The following is a 25,090-nucleotide window of genomic DNA, read 5'->3' on the forward strand; positions in this document are numbered from 1 at the left end:
GGGCCTCGGGGAAGGAACCCTCCGTGCGTGTGGGCCAGATGGGCTGACCGGTCACTGGCCACCTCCGACGACTCGCAGCTGGCGTTCGACGGTGCGTTGAAGCAGGTTCACCTTGAAGGCGTTGTGCCGCAACGGCTGCGCTCCTTCGGCGGCGTGTTCGGCCGCGCTCGCCCACAGCCCCGGCGCGGGCCGCTGCCCGACGAGGTGACGTTCGACCGCCCGCAGTCGCCACGGCACGGTGCCCACTCCCCCGGCCGCCACCTTCGCCTCGCGGATCACGCCGCCCGCGGATATGCAGGGCGACCGCGGCCGAGGTCAGTGCGAACTCGTACGACTGGCGGTAACGAACCTTCAGGTATCCGGAGGCCAGTGGTCGGGCGTGCGGCGGGATCTCGACGGCGGTGATCAGCTCGCCCGGCTGCTCGCGCAGCAGGTCCAGCAGCGACGTGCGGTTGTCCACAGTGACGCGCTGCCGCCGGCCGTTGACGAGCAGTTCGACGGTGCTCGACGGTACGTCCGCGGCGGCGGGCGCGGCCTGTGCCGGCGCGCCGGTCAGCACGCCGCCGCCCGCGGCCGCCCCGCCGGCAGCGGCCGTCGTGGCGATGAACGTTCGCCGCGACACCGGGGTCGCCGGCACGTGCCTGGACATGTCCTCTCCTTGCCTGGGAGATTGGCCGTCCATCGCCGTTACCTGCCGTACGCGCGGGCTGTGCGGTCCGCCCCGGTAGCCAACTCGCGGCCGAAGCCGGGCGACGCTCCCGTGATCAGCCGCGTCTTCTCTTCGGTCATGCGACTGTCTCCAATCCCGTTGCGGTCAAGGTCGCATCGGAGGCGCCGCACCGCGTCGGCGGAAATCACCTAATGACCGCGGCACACGCGCGTCACGAGACCCCCTCGCCTTCCGGCCCTCGGGCCGCCGTAGCCTCGCGGTGTGAGTCGCTGCCCTCGCGGTAGAAGAGGTAGCCACCGTGATGCAGGACGTCACCGTCGAACCGGCCGTCGGCGGTGAAGCCGCTGTCGTCCCAGTAGTCGATGTGGTCGCCGGTCACTTCGTACCGGCCGGTGTAGGCACTGGCCCGGGTGCCACGGGCTTCGTCGTAGCGGCCGTCGACCCGCAGCTCCTGCCGGATGTAGTTGTCCGCGGTGACCCACATACCGACGTACGGGTGGGCGCCGGCGACCGGCGGCTGCCGGGACGGTGACTCCCCCGGCGACGCCGTGCGGCACGCGGCCAGCACCCCGGCCGCGAAGAGGACAAGCACGAGGCCGGCCGAACGGCGCCCCGATCCGATGAGATGAGCGCGCATCTGTTTGTCTCCCAGCGATTGCGGTTATCTCACTCGACCGTAGGTTCGGCGGCAACGGCCTTCCAGGCCGTGTCGCACCCACCCAAGCGTGGGGCGCTCAGATGCACGGAAGTCTCCTCGCCGCTAGGCGGTGGCACGGTAACCGGTGCCTTCGTCATGGTGGGCGTCTCCGCCGCGGTGCCCGCTGTGGAGCCAGCCCCCGCGCCACCACCGCATAAACCGATCTCACGGAAGCTGCTTGATCTTTTCCACGTAGGTGAATCGTTTGATGGCGTAGCTGGTGATGATGTCGCCTGCCTTCATGTGCCGGGTTGGGTCGTCGACGGTTGTGACCTTGTTGTAGCCGAGGAAGCGGTAGTCCTTCGGGTCGAAGATCAGCTCCGTCCGGACGTTGTTGTCGGTGCGGATCAGCCCGACGCCCGGCCGGCCGGCCGCGTCCTTCGCCTGCTGCTGCACTTGCACGCCCCCGATTCGCCGTGCCGCCTGTAGCACGGCGGCCTGGACCTGCGGCCGGGCCACGTTTTGCGGCAGCCACATGATGACGATCCGGTCGAACGCGCGCCGGTCCGCTTCTTCCCGCGAGATCTCACCGGAGTCGCGGTAGAGGTAGGCCGCGATGCCGTCGGTTTCGGTGGGCAGGTCGACCTGCTCACCGAAGAATCCGAGCGTGCCGTCCTTCACCGTTCCCGACGCGACGCGGATGCCGGGGTGCGATCCGAGGATCGCCGCCCGGCCGTTGTAGGGAGCCAGGAGCTTGAAGTACCCGTCCCGCGTCTGGTCGAGCGGATGCCAGACCTGCGTTACCTGCGGTCCTTCGAGGGTCCCGACCGGTGGCAGGTCGGGGGGTACGATCCTGGTGCCGTACCGCTTCGCGGGCTCGAGGACCCGGTTGAATCCCACCGTCTCGTAAAACGCGAACCGGTCTTTGGGACCGGCCGCGGGCAGCGCCGCCGCGCCCTGTGCCGCCAACTCCCAGACGCGAGCCGCGTCGAGGGTCGTGCCGGCCGGCGGATCAGCGCCCGGACCGGAGTTCGTCGCTACGAGTACGGCGACGGCGACGGCACCGGCGCCCACCGTACCGAGGCGCAACGCGAGCCTCCGGCCGTACACGCCCGCGGATCGGCTCGGCTCGCGGACGCTGGTCAGCACCCGCCGGCGCAGGTCGAGTGGCGGTTCGGCCTGGCTCCCGCCGAGCGCGGGCGGTGCAAGAGCGTCGCCGAGATCGTGTAGCGCTGTCATCGGGTTCCTCCGGTTCTCACTGGTCGTCGAGGAGAGTGAGCGCGGTGGGGTCGGCTCCGCTGAGCGCCGCCCGGACCCGCTTCTTCGCCCGGTGTAGCCGGCTTCGAACCGTGCCGACCGGGATGTCCAGCGCGGCGGCAGCCTCCTCATAGGACAGATCCGCCCACGCGATAAGCAACAGCACGTCCCGGTTACGCCGGGGTAGTCCAGCCAGGGCCGCCGCCAGTTCGGCCGCGACGGCGCCGGCGGCGACCCGGGCCGCCACCCGATCCGCGAAATCCGGCGTAGCCTCCGGCGCCGCCCGGGCATGTGCTCCCAACCGCGCCTTCTCGGAGCGATGGTGGCGGGCCATCTTGCGGGTGAGGATTCCGAACAACCACGGCCGGGCCTCGACCCGGTCCTGGTCGTAAGAATGCCGCGCCTGAAAGGCCGCCACGAAGGTGTCGGCGACCACGTCCTCCGCATGCTGAGGCCCGACACGCTGGTAGGCGTACCGGTACAGCTGGGCCGCGTAGCGGTCGTACAACTGGGCGAACCGGTCCGGGTCGGCCAGGGACGCCCCGATCACCTCCGCGTCCTGGATCACCCGCGTAACCTCCGCCGTCACTGAACTCCCCTTCGGTCTGCACCGTCACAGCTGTATTGCCACTACCGGCCAAACCGGTTCCCGGCGCCCATCGCACCCGCCTGGGCAGGCGAGCAGTCGCTTGAGTACCGGTGCTGACCGGTCGTCCCGCGAGACTGTCGCATCGTGCACATTGGTTGCGGCGGTGTGCAGCCTCGAGTCGGCGCACCGGGCTGGGGTGGTGAGGGCGAGCGTGGCGAAAGCGAGGACGGCTGCGAGGTCAGATCTTGACCCCTATGTAGTAAACGGATAGTGTCCTGCTGTGCGAGTGACGATCGCGGTGGCCAAGGTGCTGTCGGCACTGATGGACGACCCTGACGAGCTGCGGTACGGACTGGATCTGATGACCGCGACCGGCCTGCCAAGCGGCACCCTGTACCCGCTGCTGCGCAGGCTTCAGGATGCCGGTTGGGTCGTTGCGAAGTGGGAGCAGGTGGATCCGGTCGCGGCGGGTCGGCCGGCGCGTCGCTACTACCACCTCACCGCCGAGGGGATCGAGCGTGCCGAAGCGGCCCTGGCCGAGCTGAGGACGGCGACCACCTCACCCAGGCCGGCCGGTGCGCCACGGACGAGGCCGGCGTGGTGACGCTGTGGCTGGTCCAGCTGTTGCTCCGGATGGCGGCGAAGCGCTGGCCAAGGCACCTGCGCGACGAGATGCTCGCCGAGTGGCGAGGCGAGCTGCATGAGCTGGCCTCGCGGCGACAGCAGCGGCGGATGCTGTGGTTCGCGGCGAGTCTCGCGGCGACTCGCCCCCGCCTGGGCGGCCGGGCGCCGTTGTTCGATCCGGACGCGTCCATCGGCCGGGTCCTCCGCCACGCGGCGTTGCTCGTCGCGGCCCCAGTCGCCTGCGTGTGGCTCGGCCTCTTCGGCACGATCGGGCTTGTCCTGAGCGTGCCGCTCGTCATGCTCGCGTGGGTCGCGGGGCTGACAAGCCCACTGTTGCGGCCCTGGTCGGTCGTGGGCGCCGTCGTGTTACCGGCCGTCGTCGTGGTCGTGGCGACGCCGTCAACGATGCCGTCCTTCGACGAAGCGTGGCGTATGCCGACCGCGACGTTGGTGTGGGGGGCGATACTGGCCGCCGCGATGCTGGTCGCTGTCCGGCTCTCCCCGCGCCTCGCGGTGCTGGTGGGTGGTGCCGGCGCCGTCGCGGGATGCTGGCTCGCGTCCACGCTCGCGGTGGCACCGCACGCGGCGAGGCTTGGTCTTGACCCCAGTTACACGGCGATGTGGTATCCGGCTGACCTGTTGTGGCCGGGACCCATCGACGTGCCGCTCGGCGTCCTGCCAACCACTCCTGACAACTGCGTCGGTGTCGACGGTGTCTGCACCAGTGTCCGGCCCGCCGTCAGCATGCTGACGGATTTCACCGAGGGCTATTCGACCTCACTTACCATGATCGCCATATACGCCCTGGCGTACCTGGTCGCCGCCATGTCCACGTTGGACCTCGACGAGAACCCGCTTCCGTCCACGGTCAGCCGCCCCGTCCACAGTGGCGGGTAGGGCACGAGACGATCTGGACCAGGAGCAGGTGAGCTGTTCGAGGCGGGGCCGTCCGCCGTCGGCGATCGATGACGCGCTCATGGCGGGGTCAGCCCGTCTGACAGTGGCTGTCGTCTGGACTGTCGGTTAGGGGGCGCATTCCTCGTAGCGCTGGCGTGCGTGCTGTTGCGGTAGTGGCGCCGTGATCGCTGAGAGTCTCGCTGGCGATGCGGGGGCACAGTTAGCGCGGTCGCGGTGCGGTCGGGAGCAGGATCGCGGCCATGAGGGCAGCGATCAGCACGGTGAGGCTGAAGATGATCAGGCCCATGCTCAGGTCGACCAGTGCCACGACTGCGGGGGCGGCCAGAGCGCCGCCAACGGCGGCGAGGGCGTCGCTGGTGTGGAAGGCGGCTGACACTCGCCCGCGTACCTGGTCCGGTGTGGAGGTTTGTAGATGGTGTCCGGTGGCGACCAGTGCGGCGGCACCGGGTAGGCCGCTGGCGGTAGCGGCGGCGACAGCGACCGGCAGGCTCGTCGTGGTGAACATGACGAGGAAGCAGAGTCCTACTGTGGCGTACCCGATCGCGATGATGGTGCGCGCGTGGTGGTGGACGATGAGCTTTCTGCTGAGCGCTGCCCCGAGTAGGTAGCCGATGCCCAGGCCGGTGATGAGGTTGCCCACGGCGCGGCCCGAGGCGTGTAGTTGTTGGGTGACGAACGGGACCAGCAGCGCGGTGAGTGCGGCGTTGGCGGTCCAGTAGAGGCAGCTGCTGGCGAGCAGGCCGCGCAATGACGGAGTGCGCGCGATGTGGTGCAGTCCTCGGCCCAGCTGGTCGCGAACGCGGGTGGTGCCGGTGGGCTGTGTGGTGGCGGGGATTGGCAGGCGGTTGATGATCGCGGCGGCGATGAGGTAGCTGGTTAGGTCCAGCAGGACGACGGCCTGAAACCAGCCGATGGCGGCCAGGTAGGTGCCCAGTAGCGGGCCGGCGATCCGCCAGGTGCTGTTGCTGATGGCCAGCAGGGCGTTGGCCGAAGCGAGGCTGGCCTCGTCAGCAACGACCGCGGGGGTCACTGCTTGAAAGGCTGGGCGCAGGAAGCACACCGCGAGGTTCTCCACGAGCAGGCCGAGGTAGATGAGTCCCACGCGGCCGGGGGTGGTGGCCGCTAGCATCAAGGCAACACCGGCGGCGCTGGCTGTGTTGGCGACCACCAGCACTGTTCGGCGGTTAAACCGGTCGGCCGCGACGCCGGCCCACGGGCCGATCAGCATGGCGGGCAGCGCCTGGATGGCCAGCGCCAGGCTGGTGGATGTCGCGGAGCCGGTCAGGGCGTAGATGTGCACTGGCACGGCGATGACCAGTAGCCAGGAGCCGAGGGCGTCCACGGTCGCGGCGATCCAGAGCCGGCGGAAGGCTCGGTGGTGCGCCAGCGTATGCCACATGCCACGGCAGGCTATCCCGTGGGAAAACTCTGTGACAAGATGTGTTCTGTGGAGATAGTCGAGTTGGGCAACGTGTTGCGGAACCGGCGGGTGGCGGCCGGCCGCACGATCGCTTCTGTGGCGACGGACGCCGGCCTGTCGGTGCCGTATATCGCCAACCTCGAAAACGGTCGGGGGAACCCGACGCTGGCCGCGGTGGCCAACCTCGCCACAGCTCTGGGTGCTCGCCTGGTTGTAGAACTGGTCGACGACGACGAACCCCGACGGACTGAACCAGAACGGTTGCCCGACTCGCTGGTGCAGTTCGCACGGGGCGCACGATTCTCGACCGAATCCACCCGATTGGCCAAGGCCACCCGATCACCACAAAGTGCGGTTCGTGAGCGTCTGCTGCATGCCATGGCGGCCATGGCCTGCCTGGTAGCCCGGCCACTGTCCGAACTGGACTGGCACCGAATCCTCGACACGGCAGTGCTGGTCACACGTGAGTAGGCCGCGGGGTGTCGGTCAGTCAGGCCGGGACCGGCGGTAGGGGCCGATCTTGGGTCGGGCGTTGGCGTGGGCGTAGCGGTGCAGGCGTTGCCAGCCGGTGCGTTGCCTTCGACCGCGCGGCGGACGTCGCGGGGTAGGCCGGGGTGGTTGAGGTAGCCTAGCGGGCTGGTGGCTGACGCCACCAACCCGCAGCGCAGGGGCATGACCAGCGACTAAAACCCGCGAGCCCTCAGCGGACCGTGCAGCGGATCTCCTGCTGGAATGCTAGGCGGCATCCCGCTGGTCCAGCCACTTCAGGATCGCCTCGGTCGTTTCCTCCGGTTTCTCCTGCTGGATCCAATGACCGCAGTCCAGGCTGACCACTTCCACATTCGGCACGAATTCCGTCAGTCTTTCAGACCTCGCGACCGTGTCGCGGTCGCCGTAGATCATGAGGGTGGGCTGTCGGATGATCGGGTCCACGTCCGCCAGCAGGCGCCAGTTGCAGTCCAGGTTTCGGTACCAGTTGATTCCGCCCGTGAACCCTGTTGATTCGAAGGCGGAGACGAAGACGGCCAGTTCGCTGTCACTCATGACGGGCTCACCGAGTGGGGTTTCCGCTCTGGCGAGGTTTATCAACGCATTGCCCGGCTGAGGCTCTGCGAGGGGCATGTTCTTGCGGTACAGGTTCCGAAGGAACTGGAACGTGTTCTCCTCGAACACGGCGTCCGCGACGCCCGGCTGCCGGTTGAAGTGGACGAAGTAGAAGTCGCTGCCGAGCACGGCTTCCATGACCTCGATCCAGGGCTTGTCTCCGCGCTCGAGGTACGGCAGGCTCAGGTTGATCACCTTGTCGACCCGGTTTGGGTGCAACAGGGTCAGCCCCCAAACGACGGCCGCACCCCAATCATGGCCGACAAAGGTGGCATCGTCGTATCCGTAGTGATCGAGCAGTGCGACGAGGTCACCCGACAGGTGCGCGATGTCGTAGTCGGTGACTTCGGTCGGGCGCGACGAGTTGCCGTAACCCCGCTGGTTCGGGACGATGACGTGGTAGCCCGCTGCCGCGAGGGCGGGCATCTGATGGCGCCAGGAGAAGGCGTGCTCCGGCCAGCCGTGACAGAGCACGATGGGGTTCTCCACGTTTTGCCGGCCGGCTTCGAAGACTTCGAGTTCCACACCGTTGACCGAAATGCGGGTTGGCTCGGGAAAATCGGTTGTCATGCCGGCATCTTGCCGACCCATACCGGTCACCTCGTGACCGGTTTTTGTGGAAGTGTTGTCGAGGTGCGAGCCGACCGGTTGATGGCCATCCTCCTTCTGCTGCAACATCGCGAGCAGGTGACAGCAGCGGGGGTCGCCCGCGAGTTGGAGATCTCCGAGCGCACCGCCCGCCGCGACCTCGACGCCTTGGGCATGGCCGGCGTGCCGGTGTACTCCATCCAGGGCCGGGGCGGCGGCTGGCGCCTCGTGGGCGGCGCCCGCACCGACCTGTCCGGGTTGACCGCGAGTGAGGCACGCGCCCTGTTCCTGGTCGCCGGCCCGGCCTCGTCTGTGACGCCGGCCGTGAAAGCGGCGCTGCGCAAGCTCGTCCAAGCCCTGCCGGAACCCTTCCGGGTGCAGGCCGAGGCGGCAGCGTCGTCGCTCGTCACGGACCCGCGGCGATGGGGGGCGAGCCGGGTCGAGCCCCGACCGCCTCACTTCCTCGACGAGCTCCAGGACGCGGTGATCCGCGGCGTCCAAGTCCGGCTCGGCTACGTCGACCGCGAAGGCAGCCAAACCGAGAGAACCGTCCACCCGCTGGGCATCGTCGCCAAAGGCCCGTCGTGGTACCTCGTCGCCGACACCGAGGCCGGTCGGCGGACCTTCCGGATCGACCGCGTGTCGTCCGCCGACCCGACCCGCGACCCCGTGCACCGGCCCGAGGACTTCGACCTTGCCGAGAGCTGGCGCGCGATCGCCGACGAGGTCGACCGCAAGCGAACACCTTTCGAGGCCCGGGCGGTATGCGCGCCCCACGGGATAGGTGTGCTCCAGATAGGGTTCGGCGGTCGGCTCGAGGTGGGAGGCACCACGACCGACGGCCGCATCGAGGTCGTGATCCGCGGCAGCGACGAATACATACTCGCCGGCGAGCTTGCCGGGCTCGTCGAATGGATCGAGGTGACCGGCCCTCCCGGTGTGCGAGACCACCTGGCCTCGATCGGCAACGCGCTCGTCGAGCGATACTGCTGAGACCGGCGCGCACGTCGCACGGCACAGCGATAACCGAGGTCGTCCGGTCCTTGATCGAACCGGCCGGCGGGCGGATCGTCGCCGAGTTCTTCGACGTCGGCCTGTCCCGCTCGCTGCCGTGGAAACGCCGCCCAAAAGCCGCCCGCCTCCTGGCCGCCCTCCGCGACCCAGGCCGTGGGTTTCGCCGCCCGCGCCGGCAAGACCGCACGCATGACACTAGAAGAGCTCAACACCGCGGTGGCGAGCAAGGCTCGGGAGTCCGCCTCGCCGAGCCCGTCCACGCGCAGCTCCGGCAAGCCGGCGAACACTTTCGCCGGTGCCGTCGGGGCACGGGTCGCGCAGCGCGAACACCATCGCCAACCGGTCCGCCTCCGCCCGCCGGGCCACGAACGCGAGGGTCTGTGCGGACGCCGCGTCCAACCACTGTGCGTCGTCCACCAGGCACAGCACCGGCCGCTCCTCCGCGACCTCGGCCAGCAGGCTCAAGGTCGCCAACCCGACCAGAAACCGATCCGGCGGATCCCCGTCCCGCTGCCCCAAGGCCACACTCAGCGCTACCTGCTGCGGGCCCGGAAGCGCACCGACCTGGTCCAGCACCCGCGCACAAACCTGATGCAACCCGGCATAAGCGAACTCGGTCTCGGCCTCCACGCCCACCGCGCGGACGATCCGCATCCCGGTCGCGGCGGCGCTCGCATGCTCCAGCAGCGCCGTCTTGCCGATGCCGGCCTCGCCGCGCACCACAAGCACACCGCTGCGCCCGGCCCGCGCCCGCGCCAGTAACCGCTCGACGCCCTCGCACTCAGCGCGTCGACCTCGAAGCATCGCTTGTTCCCCCACACCCGGGCCGAACCGGCGTCCGCCCCTGCTCCCCATCCGAGACCCCATGGTCCCGCAGCCAGACCTCGTCTGCCGACCGCGGGTCCGCGACCTACCGCGAGGGCTGCCGTTACGCTGTCCAGGTGCCGCTACGCGTGGAGGTCGTTGACGCGGGTCCGGCATTCCGAAAGGACTATCGACATGCCCCGCGTGGTACCGGCGGTCATCCGCGCACTCGACATCCTCGAACTGTTTCTGGACCGCCCTCAACTGTCGGCCCGCGAGGTGGCCGAGCGGCTCGACCTGCCCCGCACCACCGTCCACGAGCTGCTCGTCACGCTCGTGGCTCGCTCATACCTGATCTCCGTGCCAGGTCAGCCTGTGCGATATCGGCTCGGCATGCCCCTCTTCCAGCTCGGCTCGGCGTTCGCGGGCCGGCTTGACCTGGTCCGCGAGGCGCAAGGCGTCGCGCGGGAGGTAGCTGCGGCATGCGACGAGGCGGTCCTGGTCGCCGTACTCGACGGCGCCGACGTCATCTACCTCGTCAAGGTCGACAGCACGCACCCGGTCCGGATGGTCTCGGGGGTCGGCCGGCGGCTGCCGGCCCACTGCACGGCGGTCGGGAAGGTACTTCTGTCGAGCCTCGAGCCCGCGGGCCTGGACGCCGTCTTGGCCAACGGCGCCCTGCCGGCCATGACGCCGGCCAGCATCACCGACCCGGACCGCCTGCGGAAACATCTCGATCGTGTGCGGGACGAGGGCGTCGCGATCGACAACGGCGAGTCCGACACCGCCGTGCGCTGCGTCGCCGCGGCGATCCACGACCATACCGGCGCGACCGTCGCCGCGATGAGCGTCTCCGCGCCGATCATCCGCTGGACCCCGCAGGCGTGCGTGGCGTGGACCCAGCTGGTACGCGAGGGCGCGGCTACGCTGTCCGCCCGCATGGGGTACCGCCAGCCCTGATACCCGGGCCGGCGCTCGTGGTCGGCCCGCCACATCGAGACATTGACACCTCCCGCTGGTGTCCTCTACCGTCGCGTCCATTCGGTACGGTATCTCGAACCTCGTTCGAAATTTCGAACGGCGATGAGGCATGACTCGACCTTGACTTCCCGATCGTGGACGGCCCGTGTCCGTGCGCGGCACTCCAGCGAGACCCATCCAATACCTGAGTCACGCCGACATCGAGAAACGGCCGAAAGGCCCAGTACGCCTTGGGCGTGCGGCGGTGAGACGAGACGAAGGAGGCGAATCGCCATGGAGGACAACCCGTTGCGGTCTCGACGCGGCTTTCTCGGGTTGGGGGTGGGGTTACTCGGCGCGGCAGGTCTGGCCGCGTGCGGAGGCGGCTCGACGTCGCCGCCTCGGACGCAGGCCGAGGTACCGAAGGAGCTGCTCGACGCCGCGGCGTCGTTGAAGGGCACCTCGATGGGAATGCTTTCGCAGAAGCTGTACTCGGAGGCGGCGAACGCGGCGCTCGACAGCTCGATCGCGAAATTCGCCGACTCCACCGGGACGAAAATCGAGAACAGTCTGGTGCAGGCCGACGCCGGTGACGTGGTGGCCAAGCTCGACGCCGAGGTGAAGGGCGGCGTGGCGCGCGACCTGGCGTTCATGACCGACTCGCGATTCGTCGCGCAGTTCCACGCACTGGGCGACCTGGAGGACGTCACGGACGTCGTCGAGGCGCTGACGGCCACCTACGGCGAGCCCACCGCGGAGTCCAAGAACTTCTGCGTCTTCGACGGCAGGTGGTTCGCGATTCCCTACCACTTCATCGGCATCGGGTCGTTCCTACGCAAGGACTGGATGCGGGACAAGGGCATCGCCCCCAAGGACGTGTACACCTGGGAGGAACTGCGGGACCTGTGCCTGGAGATCTCCGATCCGGCCAAGCGCCGGTTCGGCTGGGGCATGACCATGAACCGGTCCGGCGACGGCAACGGCATCATCGAGGCAGTGATCAACGCCTATGGTGGCTCGATCGCCTCCAACGACGGCAGGAAGGTCACGTTCAACTCGCCCGAGACGGTGCAGGCGGTGACCTTCCTGGGCGACATCTACACCAATCCCAAGTTCAAGCCGATGCTTCCGCCAGGGGTGGCCGCCTGGACCGACTCCAGCAACAACGAGAACTGGCTCGCCGGGATCCTCGGCTACACCCGCAACCAATTCAGCGTCTACGCGGACTCCAAGACCAAGAAGAACCCCGTCTACGACAACACCCACGTCTTCGCCGACTGCATCGGGCCGGCTACCGACAAGCCCCTGCTCCTCGGCCAGTCCCAGGGCTTCGTCGTCTTCAAGGGCGCCAAGAACGCCGCGCTCGCCAAGCTCCTGGCGCAGTACCTGATCACCGCGCCCGCGCTGCTGGGCGTGGCGAAGGAGGCGCCCGGCCTGGCGCTGCCCGCCTGGGAGAAGGTCTGGGAGGCCGACCCGTTCTTCACCAGCGGCGACCCGGCGTTCCCCATCATGCGCAAGATCACCCAGCAGTCGCTGCCGCTGACCACGAAGAACGGGCTGAACTTTCCGCAGAAGGCCAGCGCGGGCCAGCAGGCCGCCGTCGGCGCCTACGTCCTGACCGACATGATGCAGCAGGTCATCCAGGGCACCGCGCCCGCGAAGGCCGTGCAGGACGCCCACGCGAAGATCGCGCAGGTCTTTACCCAGCAGGGCCTGCCGCAGTGAGCGAGCGAGCGAACCAGGAGACAAGGTGACGGCTGTCCGTCCCGCGCCGACTCCGGCGACGAAGGCGCCTTCGCCGCCGGGGTCGGGCTCACTCACGAAGGTCCAGCGGCGGCTGGGTCGGGACTGGCGGCTGGCGGCACTGTTCCTCGCGCCGACGGCCCTGCTGGTCGGCGGGCTCGTGCTCCTGCCGATCGCCCGGTCGGTGGTCACCAGCACGACGGAACGGCACGGGCCGGACAGCGTGTTCGTCGGCCTGGACAACTACCTGGCCCTCGCCAGCGACGAGCAGTTCCGCACGGGCGTGCTGAACTCGTTCGTCTTCACGGCGTACGCCGAGGTGTTCAAGGTGGTGCTGGGGCTGTCCGCGGCCTTGCTGCTGCACCACCGGCGGCGTGGGCGGTCCGTGCTGGCCGGGCTGCTCCTGCTGCCCTGGGTGGTGCCGACGGTGGTGACGGCGTTCAGCTGGCGCTCGCTACTCGACCCGATCTTCGGCAGCGTCAACATGCTGCTCACCTCGTCGGGAATCGGGCCGCTGCTGGCCGATCTGCGCCTGGTCGACACCTGGCCCGCCGGCTGGCTGTCCGACCCGTCGCTGGCCATGCCGTCGGTGATCCTCGTCAACGTGTGGAAGGGAGTGCCGTTCTTCACCGTCGCGTTCCTCGCCGGGTTGAAGGCCATCCCGGCGGACCAGTACGAGGCGGCGACCGTCGACGGCGCCTCGCCGTGGCAGCGCTTCGTCCACGTGACGCTGCCCGGACTGCGCCACGTGATGACCGTGACGGTGACCCTGTCGTCGATCTGGACGTTCAACAACTTCGACCTCATCTGGCTGCTGACGCAGGGTGGCCCGGGCGACGCGACGGCGCCGTACGTGCTCGTCGCCTACACCAAGGCGATCCTGCAACTCCAGTACGGCGCGGGGGCGGCGGTCACGCTCGTGATGGTGCCAGTCGTTGGCGCGCTGGTGTTCGTCCTGGTCCGGTTGCTGCGCCGGGACACCGACGCCGCGCCACCACAGTGGACGGAGAAGGCGCGGAAGACCCGGAAGGCACTGCCGTGGGTCATCGCCGCGGCGGTCACCGGTCTGCTGGCCTGGGCGTCACCACACATCTTCTGGAAGGCGGCGGTGGTCCTCGCCGCGATGGCACTTGTCGTGGCCGCGGTCGGCCGGGTGGTCACGGCGCTACGAAGTTGGGGGCGTGGCCGGGCGTCGTCCGTGGTGTCGGGCCTGGGATCCGCCCTGGCGCTGGCCGGCCTGCTCCTGTTCGTGCTCGGCCCGCTGTACTGGATCGTCGTCACGGCCTTCAAGACCGAGGGCCAGATCGTCATGCACGACCAGGACCTGTGGCCGACCCCGTGGACCACGCAGCAGTTCACCGACCTGTTCACCACCAAGCCCTTCGGCCGCTGGTACCTCAACACGGTGCTGGTGTCCGCGGCGTCCACCGCGGTGGCACTTGTCTTCGCCGCCCTGGCCGGTTACGCGCTGGCCCGGCTGCGGTTCCGCGGCGCGCAGGGCTTCACCGTCACGGTGCTGCTCACCTACGTGATGCCGGGCGCGCTGCTGTTCATCCCGCTGTACCAGCTGCTCATCGGGGCGCGCCTCACCGACTCGTTGTGGTCGCTGGTGCTGACGTACCCGACCTTCACGCTCCCGTTCGCCACCTGGCTGCTGACGGGGTACTTCTCGTCGATCCCGGTCGAGTTGGAGGAAGCCGCGCTGGTCGACGGCTGCACCCGCCTCCAAGCGTTCGGCCGGGTCGTGCTGCCCCTCGCCAAGCCCGGGCTGCTCGCGGTCGCGCTGTTCACCCTCACCAACGCCTGGAACGAGTTCCTCTTCGCCTTCGTGTTCATCACGAAGGACGAGTACAAAACCCTCCCCGTCGGCATGCAGTCGATGATCATCGGCGATGTCGTGCCGCAGGGACAGCTCGCCGCGGCGTCGCTGCTCGTCAGCATCCCCGTGGTCGTCATGTACGCCTTCGGGCAACGCTTCCTGACCGAGGGGCTCACCGCGGGCGCGGTGAAGGGCTGACCTATCGCTTGATCAGACCCTTGGTCAGCATGCGGCCTCACGCGGCACCGCTGCCGCGGCCCCGTCGAACAAGGGGGCCGCGGCAGGACGGTACCCGGGTCAGGCGGGCATCGGACCGAAGATGAAGCCGGTATGAAGGCATGCGAGCGTACGGTGCGCAAACGACGTGGATCGAGCGTTCGTGACGGCGAACCTCCCCACCAGTCCAGGAGGCGAAGCAATGGCAATGCTGACGGTCGACTACATCATCTCCCTCGATGGCTACGGAGCCGCCGAAGGCTGGCCGAGCTACTGGGGCCTGGAAGGGCCCGAATACCTTGCCTGGCTAAACGAGGACAGCCTCGCCGAGAAGGGCCTCGTCCACCTCATGGGCGCCAACACCTACCGGATCATGTCGCCGTGGGCCGGCAAGAACAACGACACCGCTTCACTGGCGCTGGACGCCGCGCGCAAAGTGGTGTTCTCGTCGACGCTCACCGAGCCGCTGTCGTGGGCCAACACCGAACTGGTGACCGACGACGCGATCACCACCGTGCGGGAGATGAAGCGAAGCGAGTCGGGGCAGCTGCGCACTCTCGGCAGCATCAGCCTGAGCCGGGCACTGATCACGGCCGGCCTGGTCGACCGGTTGCGTGTGGTCATCTTCCCGGTGCTCACCGGTAAAACCGGGCACGAGCCCGTGTTCGCCGGCTACCCGGACCTTTCTCTCTCGCTGGTCGAGAGTCGCAGCTTCGACACCGGCACCCAGCTGCTCGAGTACATACCCAAGGTGCTTGACGGCCCCCTGCCCCCCGGCCCCACCCGCGTGTAGCGCTCCCAGAGCGGCGGCCGCCTGGGCGCACCGCTTCAGCCGGCAGGCCGGAGCCAGCCGGCGGTCACCCGAGGCGGTCAGCCTGGCCGCTACCGGAGCCCAGGTCGACGGACCCAACAGCAGGCTGTGCACAAGGACGTACGCGGCACGCACCCGCCTATCCTCCGTGAGGTCACACACCCATCACCCGCGAGCCTGTATCAGCGGCGCGAGCTGGGCACGTGTCTTCGGCAATCGGACGTATGCTCCGGCGATGCGGGTGTTGGTGGTTGGTGGGACGAAGTTCGTCGGTCGGCATATCGTGGCCGCCGCCATCGAGGCAGGTCATGATGTGGCCTTGCTGCACCGTGGCCGCACCGGTGCGGGTCTCTTCTTGGACGCGGAGCATCGCCTGGCCGACCGTGACGATACGGCGGCGCTTTCGGCGGCGCTGGCGGATGGTGTCTGGGATGCGACGCTCGACGTGTCCGCGTATCTCCCCCGGCAGGTCACCGCGCTCGCCGACGCGCTCGACGGCCGCGGTGGCAGGTACGTGTTCGTCTCCACGACCTCCGTCTACGACCCGCGGACCGCGGGCTTCACCGAGGACGGACGCGTCGTCGGCGAGATCGACCCCGAGCCTGAGACGGTGACCGACGCGACGTACGGACCGTTGAAGGTTGGTTGCGAGCGGCTTGCCCGCGAACGCTTCCACGCGCCGTTGGTCATCCGCCCGACGTACGTGATCGGGCCTTGGGACCACAGCCAACGCTTCGACTACTGGGTACAGCGGATCGCACGCGGAGGCGAGGTGCTCGCGCCGGGCGACGCTGACGCACCGATGCAGGTCATCGACGCACGAGACCTCGCCGACTTCGTCGTGGCCTCGCTCGCGACCGGCCGGGTCGGCACCTTCCACCTGGTCGGGGCGTCGGCCACGTACACCTTTGGGGACCTGCTCGACGACATCGCGACCGGTGTCGGTGCCACGGACACGACCGTGACCTGGGTCGAAAACGCGTTCCTGCGGGCGGCCGGGGAGACCGCCCGGACGTTGCCGCTGTGGTCGGCCGGCGATCCCGTGGAGGATCTCGCGAGTACTGCGGACCCGGCGGCGTCGCTCGCTGCCGGCCTCAGGGTGCGGCCCGTCGCCGACTCGGCCCGCGATGTGCTCGTGGGTGGGCGACCGCTGGAGCGATTCATGACCCGCGATCGCGAGGCCGAGCTGTTGCGCCGATACCTCGGGCAGGGAAGCTAGCCGCTCATACAGCCGTTGAGCACGTTCCTACGCCGCGCCAGGCGATGTCAAGAACTCTTGACAGAGTGTCGGCGTTGCTTTACCTTACGTGTCAAGTTTGCTTAACATGGCGCGGGTCGTTCCAGAGGAGATGACGATGAAAGCCGCTGTCTTTACCACCTATGGCCCGCCCGACGTCGTCCACGAGGCCGATGTGGACACTCCGGTGCCCGGGCCCAACCAGGTGCTCGTCCGGGTCCACGCCGCGACCGTGACCGCGGCCGACAGCGCCTTCCGGTCGGGTACACCGCGGTACGCCCGTCTCTTCGCCGGGTTGCGCCGGCCGAAGAAGTCCGTGCTGGGCACCGAGTTCGCCGGCGAGGTCTCGGCGGTGGGCGCGGCGGTCACCCGGTACGCCGTGGGAGACAAGGTGTTCGGCGCCACCGACGTCGGCCTCGGAGCCCACGCGGAATACGTCTGTGTCAAGGAAGACGGGCCTCTGGCCACGCTGCCCAACGGCCTCGGCTATGCCGAGGCGGCGACACTCGTCGACGGCACCGCGTTGGCGTTCCTCCGCGACCACGCGAAGCTCCACAACGGACAGTCCATTCTCATCAACGGCGCGTCCGGCAGCGTCGGGGTCCAAGCGGTGCAGTTCGCCCGCTACTTCGGCGCCGACATCACGGCCGTGTGCAGCGGCGCCGGCGCCGAGCTCGTCACACGGCTGGGCGCGGACCGAGTCATCGACTACACCCGCACGGACTTCACCAACGAAGACCGCACCTATGACGTCATCTTCGACGTGGCCGGCACCAGCTCGTTCAGCCGCTGCCGGCGCCTGCTCAGGCGCGGCGGCCGGTATCTGACCACAGTGCCGTCGCTGGCCATCATGGTCCAGGCGCCATGGACCGCGGTGCTCGGCAGCCGGCGCGCGGTCATCGCCTTCACCGGGCTGCGTCCGGTGGCGGCGAAGGTGAAGGACCTGGCCCTGGTGAAGGAACTCGCCGAAGCCGGTCGGATCATCCCGGTGATCGACCAGACCGTCCCGTTGGCACGCGTCGCCGACGCGTACCGTCATCTCGACCGCAGGGGCAAGCGCGGCACCACCGTCCTCGACCTGCGGTAAACGTATCGGCTGCGCGGTTCGATGAACGCGATGATGCGGGTTGGATGAAGCCTCTCCCCATACTGCGAGACAAGGGACCGGAAAGCGGAAAGCAGGGGAGATCGGCGACATGCGCCAGATGGACGACAGCGACAGCGCTGCCGCATACGAACCCGAGCCACCGCCCGCCTCCTACGCCGAGCTCGGATGCTCGGTGAATACGGTCGCCCCGGCCGACCTGCTCCGCGGCTACGAGCGCACCCGTTTCCTGTACCCCGCCAAGCGCGAACGGGTAGCGGCGTTCCTGCCGGAGATCCTCGACAACTGGCGTCGGGGCATGGCGGGCGGCGACTCGGTACTCAGCGTCGTCACCCACGGCCAGCCCGGCGGCACGTGGGCATCGTTGAGCGGCTGGCGCACCGTCTACAAAGGCTGGCACCATCAGCACGTCGTCTCGACCGGAGGGCGCGGCGCGTCCCGCGCGGTCGTGCTCTCCGAGCAGGCGATGAAGATGCGCCACCGCGCGTGCGACTCCATCCAGGCCTGGTTCCAGCCGAGCAACAGGTACAGCCGCGCCATGTTCGGCCGCATCGCGGTCGTTGCCGGTCCGGACCGGTCCGCCGGGACCGACTTCCACTACCTCGCGGTGCCGCCGCGGGCGCCCAGCCAGGCGCCGGGCGTCACCGTCGTGCCGTGTGTGGACGGCGCCGGATCGGGCCTGCTCGACTTGGCCGTGCGCGCCCGCGGCCGGGTGTACGCGACGGCCGAGGAGCTCGATCAGGAAGATCTGTTACTCGAAAGGGTCGCCCGAGCACTCGTCGGCGCGGCCGCACCCGCCTACGCCGGCTTCCGGCCGGGATGGATACCCGTGGTGGTCGACGCGCTCCCGGCACCGCGGCGGCTCGGTGAGGGCGTGCGTCCGCTGCGGCGGTACGCGCAGGCGCTCTGGCTGCGAGCCGGCTTCCTCGCGGCGTACCGCCACATGGAGCGCCGCTACCAGCGGCCCGCCAGATGACCACCACGCGCTACCTCATGGAGGACCCACGTGAGGCGCGAAGACTAGCCGAGAAGGTGGACGCCGACGCGTGGGTCGCCACCTACCTGCGCCGGTACCTGCCCGACGCGCCGCGTGTCCTCGACGTGGGCTGCGGGCCGGCGGCCATCGCCACCCGCCTCGCCACGGCCGTGCCGCACGCGCGGGTGGTCGGTGTGGACGCCAGCGCGGAGCGGGCCCGCGTCGCACGCGAGTCGCTGTGCACGGTCGCCAACGGCAATGTGGTACGCGCTGACGCCACCGCGCTGCCGTTCCCCGACGGCGGTTTCGACCTGGTGTACATCCGGTTCCTGCTCGAATACCTCCCCGACCCCGCGCGGGCCGTGGTGGAGGCGGCCCGCGTCTGCCGGGCCGGGGGCACGGTGGTCCTCCAGGACGTCGACGGACAGCTCCTCCAGCACCATCCGCCCGACCCGACACTCCAGCGCCAGCTGGAGACGGCCATGGCGGGGCTGCGCACCACCGGCTTCGACCCGTTCGTGGGACGCAAACTGTTCGCCCTCGCACGCGCCGCCGGGATGAGTGTTCGCGACCTGCGCGTGGAGCCGTACCACCTGATCGCCGGCGAGGTCGACCAGCACACGCGACGGCTGTGGGCTCTCAAGCTCGACATCGCCCAGCCGGCCGCCGCGCGGGCCCTGGGCAGCCGCCAGGAAGCGGACGCGCTACGCAACAGGCTCCTTGCCTACCTGGACCGAGACGACACGCTCACCTGGTCGTCCCTGTTCACCGTATGGGCCAGTCCCGGCGGTCACAGCTGACCGCTTCCGAGCAGCCCGAGCCGCCGTCGATGTGCTTACCTCCTGCTGTCGGCGTGCTCACGCTCACCATCGACGGTTTTCCGCATGCCTGGGCGTCCGCGCTTGCGCGACGCTTACGCCGCGCTGACGCGACCCTTACGCGGGTGCGAACCGCGCCGGTTTACGGCTCTGCCGACCCGATCTTGCTCGTATCGTGGCTGCGTCAACGGTGTCGGCGAGGGCTGTCTGATGGATTTCCGGGTGCTCGGTCCGCTGGAGGTTCGCGACGAGTCGGGCCGTGTCGTGGCTTCCGTCCGGCGAAAGCCACGAACACTGCTGGCCCTGCTCCTGCTGCGGCCGAACAAGCCGGCGACGGCGGATGTCCTCATCGACTCGCTCTGGCCGCAGCGGCCACCCGCGTCCGCGACGGCGAACCTCCAGTCGTACATCTCAGACCTCCGGCGAGTGCTGGACAGCCCGGCCCTACCGGGACGGGAGCGGATCGTCATGACGCGCGGCGGGTACCACCTGCGGGTGGAGCAGGACGAGCTCGACGCCACTGTCTTCGAACGGCTGTCGGCTGACGGACGCCGGCACCACGCGGACGGGTGGCCGGCGGCGGCCGCCGATGCGCTGCTGCGCGCGCTGGCCCTGTGGCGTGGTCCCGTCCTGGAGGGCATCGCTCTGCCGGAGGCAGGCCAGCTGGAGGCCGAGCGCATGGAAGAACTGCGTCTGACCACTATGGAGGATGCCTTCGATGCTCGGTTGGCCCTCGGCGCACACGCGGACCTCGTCCCGGAGCTGCTGACCTCGACCGCTCGGCATCCGCTGCGGGAGCGGCTGTGGGGACAGTTGATGCTCGCGCTGTACCGCTGCGGTCGCCAGGCCGAGGCCCTGGAGGCCTACCAGCGGTGTTGCCGGTTGCTGGACCAGGAGCTCGCCGTCCGGCCGGCGCAGGCGCTGGCCGATCTGCACCGGCGCATCACCGCCGCGTCTCCCGACTTGGCGCTGTCGACGACCGGCGGGACCGGTGCGCCGGCGTCGGTCCCGCCACGTCAGCTGCCCGCCGACGTCTCGGCTTTCACGGGCCGCGCCGACCACCTGCGGCAGCTGGATTCTGTCGCGTTCGGGCTCGACGGCCGGCCCACCAGCCTGGTGATCACCGGCACCGCCGGGGTTGGCAAGACGACTTTGGCGGTGCATTGGGCCCACCGCGCGGCCGGTCATTTCCCCGACGGGCAGTTGTTCCTCAACCTGCGCGGCTTCGACCCGTCGGGGTTGCCGATGACCTCCGCCGAAGCGATCCGGGTCCTGCTCGAGGCCCTCGGTATCCCGGCCCACCGCATGCCCACCACAGTGGAGAGCCAAATCGGCTTGTACCGGAGCACGTTGGCGGGCAGACGCATGCTCGTGCTGCTGGACAACGCCCGGGACGCCGAGCAGGTACGCCCCCTGCTGCCCGGTATGCCGACGTCGCTGGCCGTCATCACCAGCCGGAGCAAGCTGACCGGCCTGGCCGCCACGAACGCCGCCCGGATCCTGCCCGTCGACCTACCCGACGCTGACGAAGCACAAAGCATGCTGGCCCGCCGCATCGGTCCGCACCGGACGCTGGAGGAACCGCGGGCGACCGCCAAGCTCGTCGAAGCATGCGCGCGGCTGCCACTGGCGCTGGCCATCGTGGCCGCCCATGCCAGCGCCCACCCCAACCTTTCCCTGACGGGCCTCGCCGACCAGCTGCGCTCGTCGAACGACGCCCTGGGCGCCTTGACCGACGCGGACGCCGCCACCGACCTGCGTAGCGTCTTCCTGCTGTCCTACCGCGCGCTGAGCCCCGCGGCGGCCGAGCTGTTTCGCCAACTCAGCGTCAATCCCGGTGCCGACATTGGTGTACCGGCCGTAACAAGCCTCGCTGGCCGCAGTGCCCCCGCGACGCGCCCGCTGCTCACGGAGCTGTCCGGTGCCAACCTGCTCACGGAGCACGCACCTGGCCGGTTCACCAGCCATGACCTGCTGCGCGCCTATGCTCGCGACCTTGCCGGCGAACCGCGCGGCGAACACCTGCGGCAGGCCGCCGAGCACCGGCTGATCGACCACTACCTCCACACAGGACACGCCGCGGCGCTGCTGCTCAATCCACATCGGGACGGCGTCACCCCGTCGCTCGCCGCCGAAGGCGTAACGCCGGAACGCCTCGAAGATCCGGAACAGGCGCTCGCGTGGTTCAGAGCCGAACACGCCAACCTGCTCGACACGGTGGAGCTCGCGGCCTCGTCCGGCTACGACGCCCAAGCCTGGCAACTGGCCTGGGCTCTGACGAACTACCTGGACCGGCAGGGATTCTGGCACGAGCTGATGGGCGCCCAGCGCGCGGCGCTGCGGGCGGCGCGACGGTTGGCCGATCCGTCCGCGCAGGCCCACGCCCACCGCGGCCTGGGGCTTGCGTACGCGAGCGTGGGCCAGCTCGACGAGGCTCCCGCACACTACCGGGCGGCCCTCGACCTGTACCAGCGCGCGGACGATCCCGTTGGACAGGCGCACACTCACCGGAACATCGCCTGGGTGCACGGCCAAACAGGCGACCACGCCCAGGCGCTACAGCATTCCGAATCCGCCCTCGCACTGTTTCGGGCCGCCGGTCTGCGCACGGGCGAAGCCAACAGCCTCAACGCCGTCGGCTGGTACAGCGGGCTCATGGGCCACCACGAACGCGCCCTGGCCTACTGCCGGGACGCGCTCGAGAAGCTTCAGGAGCTCGGCCACCAGACCGGTGAGGCGTACACCTGGGACAGCCTCGGCTACATCTACCGGCATCTCGGTGACCACACGCAAGCGGTCGCCTGCTTCCAGCGCGCGGTCGCACTGTTTCGCGAGGCCCGCGACCGGTACTGCCAGGCCGATGTGCTCACACATCTCGGTGATGCCCAGCACGCGGCCGGAACCCACGAAGCCGCCCGGGCGGCGTGGTCCGAGGCCGCGGACATCCTCGAACAGCTCGGACACCCGGACGGCGAGGCCGTCCGGACCAAGCTCCGTGACCTGGACCGGCGCCCGCAGGTCGGGCATGACGCGCCCCGCGGCGATACGGCGCGCGTCACATCCAGCTCCGGCTGACCGCCGTCAGCGTGTCACCCGAGCGCGCCCGTACGAGGGCTCGTGGCGGCGGGGCGGCCGGAAGCGCGAGATACGCACGCTGCGGCACCGCTCGTACGTGGATCGCCCACTCCGCGTCGTAGCCGACATCGATGACCTCCTGCGGGATCGCGAAATGATTCCGGTCGAGGACCTTGCCGGAACCCTCTACACAACCCGCCACATGTCTTCGTATGGTTCGATGACGACCTTGATCGCTCCGGACGTGCGGTCGGCGGCGACACGGAACGCCTCGCTTGCGCCGGATCGCGTGCCGTGCGACAGCGCCCGGTTCGATCAGGCAGGCGTCACGAACATCGAGTGTGCTCGGCAATGGGAGCAGGGTGTACTCCGGGACCAGTACACGCTCGGCCATCCCGCCGTCACGGAACACCCCCAGGTGACCGTGACCGTCCTCGGTACAACGCTGAGTGGCGCCGCGACGGCACTGCTCGCACTTCCCGCCGTAGAGGGTCGGCTCGACGAACCAGGCTCGACCGTCCTCGCCGATCCCGGCGAACTCGTGACCATAGACGAAGCCGGATATACCGGCCGCGGCGATGGTCGCCTAACTGCCGGGGCACCGCCCGCGCGGTAAGCACGAAGCCGGTCAGAGAAGTCGCGCCAGGGCGTCCGCGGAAGGGCTGGCCGGCTCCGGGTGGTACACGATGATCACTTGGTCGTCGGCGCCGGCGATGGCGAGGCTCTGGCGACGCAGGGTGAGCCGGCCCACGTCGGGATGGTCGAACCGCTTGATCTCGTTTCGGGATGGGCGTACGTCGTGCCGCGCCCACAGCCGGCGGAAGTCCTCGTCGTGGGACCGCAGCTCGGCGACCAGGGCGGCGGTCCGCGGATCGTGCGGGTCGGCCGCCGCCCGTAGCGCGGCGACCGTCTGCTCGGCGATGTGTGGCCAGTCGGGAAACAACCGCCGGGCGGTGGGGTCGAGGAACATGTCGCGGACCAGGTTGCGGCCGGGGTGGTACATCGGGGCGAGCAGCATGGCCGCCTTGTTGGCCATCAGCACGTCGAACCGGCGGTCGCGGACGTACGCCGGCGTGCCGCCCCACGAGTCGAGCAACTGCCGCACCTCGGCGCCGGCCCCGCTCGGCTGGCGGCGGGCGGGGGCGGCCAGGGCGCGCAGGTGGGCGGCGGCGTCCGGATCGAGGCGCAGCGCAGTCGCCAGCGCGTCCAGCACCTGCGCGGACGGGTGCCGGTCGACGCCCTGTTCCAGCCTGGTCAGGTACTGGACGGAGACGCCGGCCAGCTGGGCGAGCTCGTCGCGGCGCAGCCCGGACACGCGGCGCCGGCCGTGCCCGGCGAGCCCGACCTCGCCGGGCTGTACGCGCGCCCGGCGTGCCTGTAGGAACTCACCGAGTAGGTTGCCGCGTGTCATTCCTGTCGAGGGTATCCCTATCAGGGTGCTGGCTGGCGACCGCCGGCGGGGGCACTGTCGAGGCCATGAAGACATGGTTCATCACCGGGGCGTCGCGCGGCTTCGGCCACATCTGGACGGCGGCTGCGCTGGAGCGCGGCGACCGGGTCGCCGCGGCCGCACGCCGGCGGGAGACGCTGCGGGACCTGGCTGACATGTACGGCGACCGCCTCCTGCCGATCACCCTCGACGTCACCGACCGCGCCCAGGTGTTCACCGCAGTGAACCACGCCGCGGAGACGTTCGGCGGGTTGGACGTGGTCGTCAACAACGCCGGCTACGGGCTGTTCGGAATGATCGAGGAGAGCACCGAGCAGCAGGCGCGGGCCCAGATCGAGACCAACGTGTTCGGCCCGCTCTGGGTGACCCAGGCCGCCTTGCCGTTCATGCGGGCACAGGGCCACGGGCACCTACTGCAAATCTCCAGCATCGGCGGCATCGCCGCCTTCCCCACGCTGGGCCTCTACAACGCCTCGAAGTGGGCGCTGGAAGGGATGAGCGAGGCGCTGGCTCAGGAGGTCGGCCCGCTCGGCATCAAGGTGACGATCGTCGAGCCGGGGCCGTACGGCACCGACTGGGCCGGCGACTCGGCGGCGCACACCGCCCCGATCCCGGCCTACGAGCCGATCCGGCAGGCGCGCCGAGCCAGCGCCACCGCCCGCGCGCCCCGCGACCCGTCCCACACCGCGGCGGCCATCCTCCGCCTCGTCGACACACCGGAACCGCCGCTACGGCTGTTCCTGGGCGGCTACCCGTACCCGATCGCGGAAAAGATCTACGGAGAACGGCTGGCCACGTGGCAGCAGTGGCGGGAACTGGCCGAGACGGCGTGACGCTTGAACGGTTCGCGTTCAGGAGAGCCGTCGTTGTGCCAGCGCGTCGGGTGCTGATCACTTTCTTTGAAGACGTTCGCGTACCTCTGGGACGGCGGCGCGGTAGGCCAGGGCCAGCAGTGCCCCGTCGGGATCGAGGGCCTGCCGCTGGGCGTCGTGACCGACGAGTGCTAGATACGCGGCACGGTCGGCGGGCACCGTGGGCGCCGCCGCCAGCAGGTCGAGCATGTCTGCCTCGGGCAGGCTTGAGGCTACGTCCCGTATCGCATCCTGCGCGGCGCGATTGCCTCTGGCGCAGGCCCGGACCAGCCGGCGCCATGCCCAGCGCGCCCGCAGCCCCCGGGAACCGTCCGGGCGTCGCTCGCGGCCCGCCGCGCCAGCCGGGCTGCGGCCTGCCCTGTCATGCCCTACACCTCCACGGT

24 protein-coding genes and 1 pseudogene are annotated in these 25,090 nt (G+C 69.5%); 15 read left to right on the top strand and 10 right to left on the bottom strand.

The annotated features are described in order from the left end of the window. Positions 1 to 51: 51 nt before the first annotated feature. From ACTMTJ_RS08465 to ACTMTJ_RS08480, 4 genes are all read right to left on the bottom strand, one after another. Positions 52 to 279, bottom strand: coding sequence for a hypothetical protein (locus ACTMTJ_RS08465; protein WP_441215567.1), 228 nt, complete (start codon positions 277 to 279; stop codon positions 52 to 54). A 602-nt stretch (positions 280 to 881) separates the two neighbouring features. Beyond that, the gene (locus ACTMTJ_RS08470; protein WP_441215568.1) at positions 882 to 1,307 is read right to left on the bottom strand and encodes an Atu4866 domain-containing protein; all 426 of its coding nucleotides are present in this window, start codon (positions 1,305 to 1,307) and stop codon (positions 882 to 884) included. Between the two features lie 225 nt (positions 1,308 to 1,532). Beyond that, entirely contained in the window at positions 1,533 to 2,546 is a 1,014-nt protein-coding gene (locus tag ACTMTJ_RS08475; protein ID WP_441215569.1) for a CU044_5270 family protein, read from the bottom strand. Positions 2,547 to 2,562: 16 nt separating this feature from the next. Further along, a complete protein-coding gene (locus ACTMTJ_RS08480) occupies positions 2,563 to 3,153 on the bottom strand; it encodes an RNA polymerase sigma factor (RefSeq protein WP_441215570.1) in 591 nt (196 codons plus the stop codon). A 280-nt stretch (positions 3,154 to 3,433) separates the two neighbouring features. On the opposite strand from ACTMTJ_RS08480, the gene ACTMTJ_RS08485 reads away from it, so the two are divergent. Next, positions 3,434 to 3,757: a PadR family transcriptional regulator gene (locus ACTMTJ_RS08485; RefSeq protein WP_441215571.1), complete on the top strand. Its 324-nt coding sequence runs from the start codon at positions 3,434 to 3,436 to the stop codon at positions 3,755 to 3,757. After that, entirely contained in the window at positions 3,751 to 4,674 is a 924-nt protein-coding gene (locus ACTMTJ_RS08490) for a hypothetical protein (protein ID WP_441215572.1), read from the top strand. Before ACTMTJ_RS08485 ends, ACTMTJ_RS08490 begins: the two co-directional genes overlap by 7 nt. 220 nt (positions 4,675 to 4,894) lie before the next feature. Here the strand turns inward: ACTMTJ_RS08490 and ACTMTJ_RS08495 are convergent, their stop codons facing one another. Continuing rightward, the gene (locus ACTMTJ_RS08495) at positions 4,895 to 6,094 is read right to left on the bottom strand and encodes an MFS transporter (protein ID WP_441215573.1); all 1,200 of its coding nucleotides are present in this window, start codon (positions 6,092 to 6,094) and stop codon (positions 4,895 to 4,897) included. A gap of 48 nt (positions 6,095 to 6,142) precedes the next feature. Between ACTMTJ_RS08495 and ACTMTJ_RS08500 the strand changes: the two genes are divergently transcribed. Then, positions 6,143 to 6,586, top strand: a complete 444-nt coding sequence (locus tag ACTMTJ_RS08500) for a helix-turn-helix domain-containing protein (RefSeq protein ID WP_441215574.1) — start codon at positions 6,143 to 6,145, stop codon at positions 6,584 to 6,586. A 264-nt stretch (positions 6,587 to 6,850) separates the two neighbouring features. On the opposite strand, the gene ACTMTJ_RS08505 is transcribed toward ACTMTJ_RS08500, so the two are convergent. Next, on the bottom strand, positions 6,851 to 7,897 hold the full coding sequence (locus ACTMTJ_RS08505; RefSeq protein ID WP_441215575.1) for an alpha/beta fold hydrolase: 1,047 nt from the start codon (positions 7,895 to 7,897) through the stop codon (positions 6,851 to 6,853). Between ACTMTJ_RS08505 and ACTMTJ_RS08510 the strand changes: the two genes are divergently transcribed. Further along, complete coding sequence (locus ACTMTJ_RS08510) at positions 7,871 to 8,800, top strand: helix-turn-helix transcriptional regulator (protein WP_441215576.1); 930 nt, start codon at positions 7,871 to 7,873, stop codon at positions 8,798 to 8,800. The genes ACTMTJ_RS08505 and ACTMTJ_RS08510 overlap by 27 nt on opposite strands. A 216-nt stretch (positions 8,801 to 9,016) precedes the next feature. Here the strand turns inward: ACTMTJ_RS08510 and ACTMTJ_RS08515 are convergent, their stop codons facing one another. Beyond that, positions 9,017 to 9,625 carry an ATP-binding protein gene (locus ACTMTJ_RS08515; RefSeq protein ID WP_441215577.1) on the bottom strand — a complete coding sequence of 203 codons (609 nt, stop codon included), beginning with the start codon at positions 9,623 to 9,625 and terminating at the stop codon, positions 9,017 to 9,019. Between the two features lie 195 nt (positions 9,626 to 9,820). Here ACTMTJ_RS08515 and ACTMTJ_RS08520 point away from each other — a divergent pair, with 195 nt between their 5' ends. From ACTMTJ_RS08520 to ACTMTJ_RS08565, 10 genes and pseudogenes are all read left to right on the top strand, one after another. After that, positions 9,821 to 10,585, top strand: a complete 765-nt coding sequence (locus ACTMTJ_RS08520) for an IclR family transcriptional regulator (RefSeq protein ID WP_441215578.1) — start codon at positions 9,821 to 9,823, stop codon at positions 10,583 to 10,585. 294 nt (positions 10,586 to 10,879) lie between these two features. Beyond that, positions 10,880 to 12,310, top strand: coding sequence for an extracellular solute-binding protein (locus tag ACTMTJ_RS08525; RefSeq protein WP_441215579.1), 1,431 nt, complete (start codon positions 10,880 to 10,882; stop codon positions 12,308 to 12,310). Positions 12,311 to 12,335: 25 nt separating this feature from the next. After that, on the top strand, positions 12,336 to 14,345 hold the full coding sequence (locus ACTMTJ_RS08530; RefSeq protein WP_441215580.1) for an ABC transporter permease: 2,010 nt from the start codon (positions 12,336 to 12,338) through the stop codon (positions 14,343 to 14,345). Between the two features lie 226 nt (positions 14,346 to 14,571). Then, the gene (locus ACTMTJ_RS08535) at positions 14,572 to 15,156 is read left to right on the top strand and encodes a dihydrofolate reductase family protein (protein ID WP_441215581.1); all 585 of its coding nucleotides are present in this window, start codon (positions 14,572 to 14,574) and stop codon (positions 15,154 to 15,156) included. Positions 15,157 to 15,409: 253 nt separating this feature from the next. Continuing rightward, entirely contained in the window at positions 15,410 to 16,393 is a 984-nt protein-coding gene (locus ACTMTJ_RS08540; RefSeq protein ID WP_441215582.1) for an NAD-dependent epimerase/dehydratase family protein, read from the top strand. A gap of 136 nt (positions 16,394 to 16,529) precedes the next feature. Further along, positions 16,530 to 17,498 (top strand): NAD(P)-dependent alcohol dehydrogenase, encoded by a 969-nt coding sequence (locus ACTMTJ_RS08545; protein WP_441215583.1) that lies wholly within the window; start codon positions 16,530 to 16,532, stop codon positions 17,496 to 17,498. Positions 17,499 to 17,607: 109 nt separating this feature from the next. Then, positions 17,608 to 18,492, top strand: a complete 885-nt coding sequence (locus ACTMTJ_RS08550; RefSeq protein WP_441215584.1) for a hypothetical protein — start codon at positions 17,608 to 17,610, stop codon at positions 18,490 to 18,492. A 17-nt stretch (positions 18,493 to 18,509) separates the two neighbouring features. Further along, positions 18,510 to 19,292: a methyltransferase domain-containing protein gene (locus ACTMTJ_RS08555; RefSeq protein ID WP_441215585.1), complete on the top strand. Its 783-nt coding sequence runs from the start codon at positions 18,510 to 18,512 to the stop codon at positions 19,290 to 19,292. Between the two features lie 228 nt (positions 19,293 to 19,520). Continuing rightward, a pseudogene (locus tag ACTMTJ_RS08560) lies at positions 19,521 to 19,778 on the top strand (AfsR/SARP family transcriptional regulator); the annotation flags it as partial. A gap of 27 nt (positions 19,779 to 19,805) precedes the next feature. After that, entirely contained in the window at positions 19,806 to 22,385 is a 2,580-nt protein-coding gene (locus tag ACTMTJ_RS08565) for a BTAD domain-containing putative transcriptional regulator (protein ID WP_441215859.1), read from the top strand. Here the strand turns inward: ACTMTJ_RS08565 and ACTMTJ_RS08570 are convergent. Both ACTMTJ_RS08570 and ACTMTJ_RS08575 read right to left on the bottom strand, forming a co-directional pair. Next, positions 22,366 to 22,965, bottom strand: coding sequence for an alcohol dehydrogenase catalytic domain-containing protein (locus ACTMTJ_RS08570; RefSeq protein WP_441215860.1), 600 nt, complete (start codon positions 22,963 to 22,965; stop codon positions 22,366 to 22,368). The two genes, ACTMTJ_RS08565 and ACTMTJ_RS08570, sit on opposite strands and share 20 nt — an antisense overlap. Before the next feature lie 48 nt (positions 22,966 to 23,013). Beyond that, positions 23,014 to 23,796 carry a helix-turn-helix domain-containing protein gene (locus ACTMTJ_RS08575; protein ID WP_441215586.1) on the bottom strand — a complete coding sequence of 261 codons (783 nt, stop codon included), beginning with the start codon at positions 23,794 to 23,796 and terminating at the stop codon, positions 23,014 to 23,016. A 65-nt stretch (positions 23,797 to 23,861) separates the two neighbouring features. Between ACTMTJ_RS08575 and ACTMTJ_RS08580 the strand changes: the two genes are divergently transcribed. Beyond that, a complete protein-coding gene (locus ACTMTJ_RS08580) occupies positions 23,862 to 24,668 on the top strand; it encodes an SDR family NAD(P)-dependent oxidoreductase (protein ID WP_441215587.1) in 807 nt (268 codons plus the stop codon). Between the two features lie 57 nt (positions 24,669 to 24,725). Here the strand turns inward: ACTMTJ_RS08580 and ACTMTJ_RS08585 are convergent, their stop codons facing one another. After that, on the bottom strand, positions 24,726 to 24,896 hold the full coding sequence (locus tag ACTMTJ_RS08585) for a hypothetical protein (RefSeq protein ID WP_441215588.1): 171 nt from the start codon (positions 24,894 to 24,896) through the stop codon (positions 24,726 to 24,728). Between the last annotated feature and the right edge of the window lie 194 nt (positions 24,897 to 25,090).

Origin of the sequence: Phytohabitans sp. LJ34 (assembly GCF_052068095.1) — a bacterium.
Taxonomy (GTDB): Bacteria; Actinomycetota; Actinomycetes; order Mycobacteriales; family Micromonosporaceae; genus Phytohabitans.

Coding starts and splice junctions, on each gene's coding strand:
- ACTMTJ_RS08470 (WP_441215568.1), bottom strand. CDS start 1,307: ATGCGCGCTCATCTCATCGGATCGGGGCGCCGTTCGGCCGGCCTCGTG.
- ACTMTJ_RS08475 (WP_441215569.1), bottom strand. CDS start 2,546: ATGACAGCGCTACACGATCTCGGCGACGCTCTTGCACCGCCCGCGCTC.
- ACTMTJ_RS08495 (WP_441215573.1), bottom strand. CDS start 6,094: ATGTGGCATACGCTGGCGCACCACCGAGCCTTCCGCCGGCTCTGGATC.
- ACTMTJ_RS08510 (WP_441215576.1), top strand. CDS start 7,871: ATGGCCATCCTCCTTCTGCTGCAACATCGCGAGCAGGTGACAGCAGCG.
- ACTMTJ_RS08505 (WP_441215575.1), bottom strand. CDS start 7,897: ATGTTGCAGCAGAAGGAGGATGGCCATCAACCGGTCGGCTCGCACCTC.
- ACTMTJ_RS08515 (WP_441215577.1), bottom strand. CDS start 9,625: ATGCTTCGAGGTCGACGCGCTGAGTGCGAGGGCGTCGAGCGGTTACTG.
- ACTMTJ_RS08520 (WP_441215578.1), top strand. CDS start 9,821: ATGCCCCGCGTGGTACCGGCGGTCATCCGCGCACTCGACATCCTCGAA.
- ACTMTJ_RS08525 (WP_441215579.1), top strand. CDS start 10,880: ATGGAGGACAACCCGTTGCGGTCTCGACGCGGCTTTCTCGGGTTGGGG.
- ACTMTJ_RS08535 (WP_441215581.1), top strand. CDS start 14,572: ATGCTGACGGTCGACTACATCATCTCCCTCGATGGCTACGGAGCCGCC.
- ACTMTJ_RS08540 (WP_441215582.1), top strand. CDS start 15,410: ATGCGGGTGTTGGTGGTTGGTGGGACGAAGTTCGTCGGTCGGCATATC.
- ACTMTJ_RS08545 (WP_441215583.1), top strand. CDS start 16,530: ATGAAAGCCGCTGTCTTTACCACCTATGGCCCGCCCGACGTCGTCCAC.
- ACTMTJ_RS08550 (WP_441215584.1), top strand. CDS start 17,608: ATGCGCCAGATGGACGACAGCGACAGCGCTGCCGCATACGAACCCGAG.
- ACTMTJ_RS08555 (WP_441215585.1), top strand. CDS start 18,510: ATGGAGGACCCACGTGAGGCGCGAAGACTAGCCGAGAAGGTGGACGCC.
- ACTMTJ_RS08575 (WP_441215586.1), bottom strand. CDS start 23,796: ATGACACGCGGCAACCTACTCGGTGAGTTCCTACAGGCACGCCGGGCG.
- ACTMTJ_RS08580 (WP_441215587.1), top strand. CDS start 23,862: ATGAAGACATGGTTCATCACCGGGGCGTCGCGCGGCTTCGGCCACATC.
- ACTMTJ_RS08585 (WP_441215588.1), bottom strand. CDS start 24,896: ATGCTCGACCTGCTGGCGGCGGCGCCCACGGTGCCCGCCGACCGTGCC.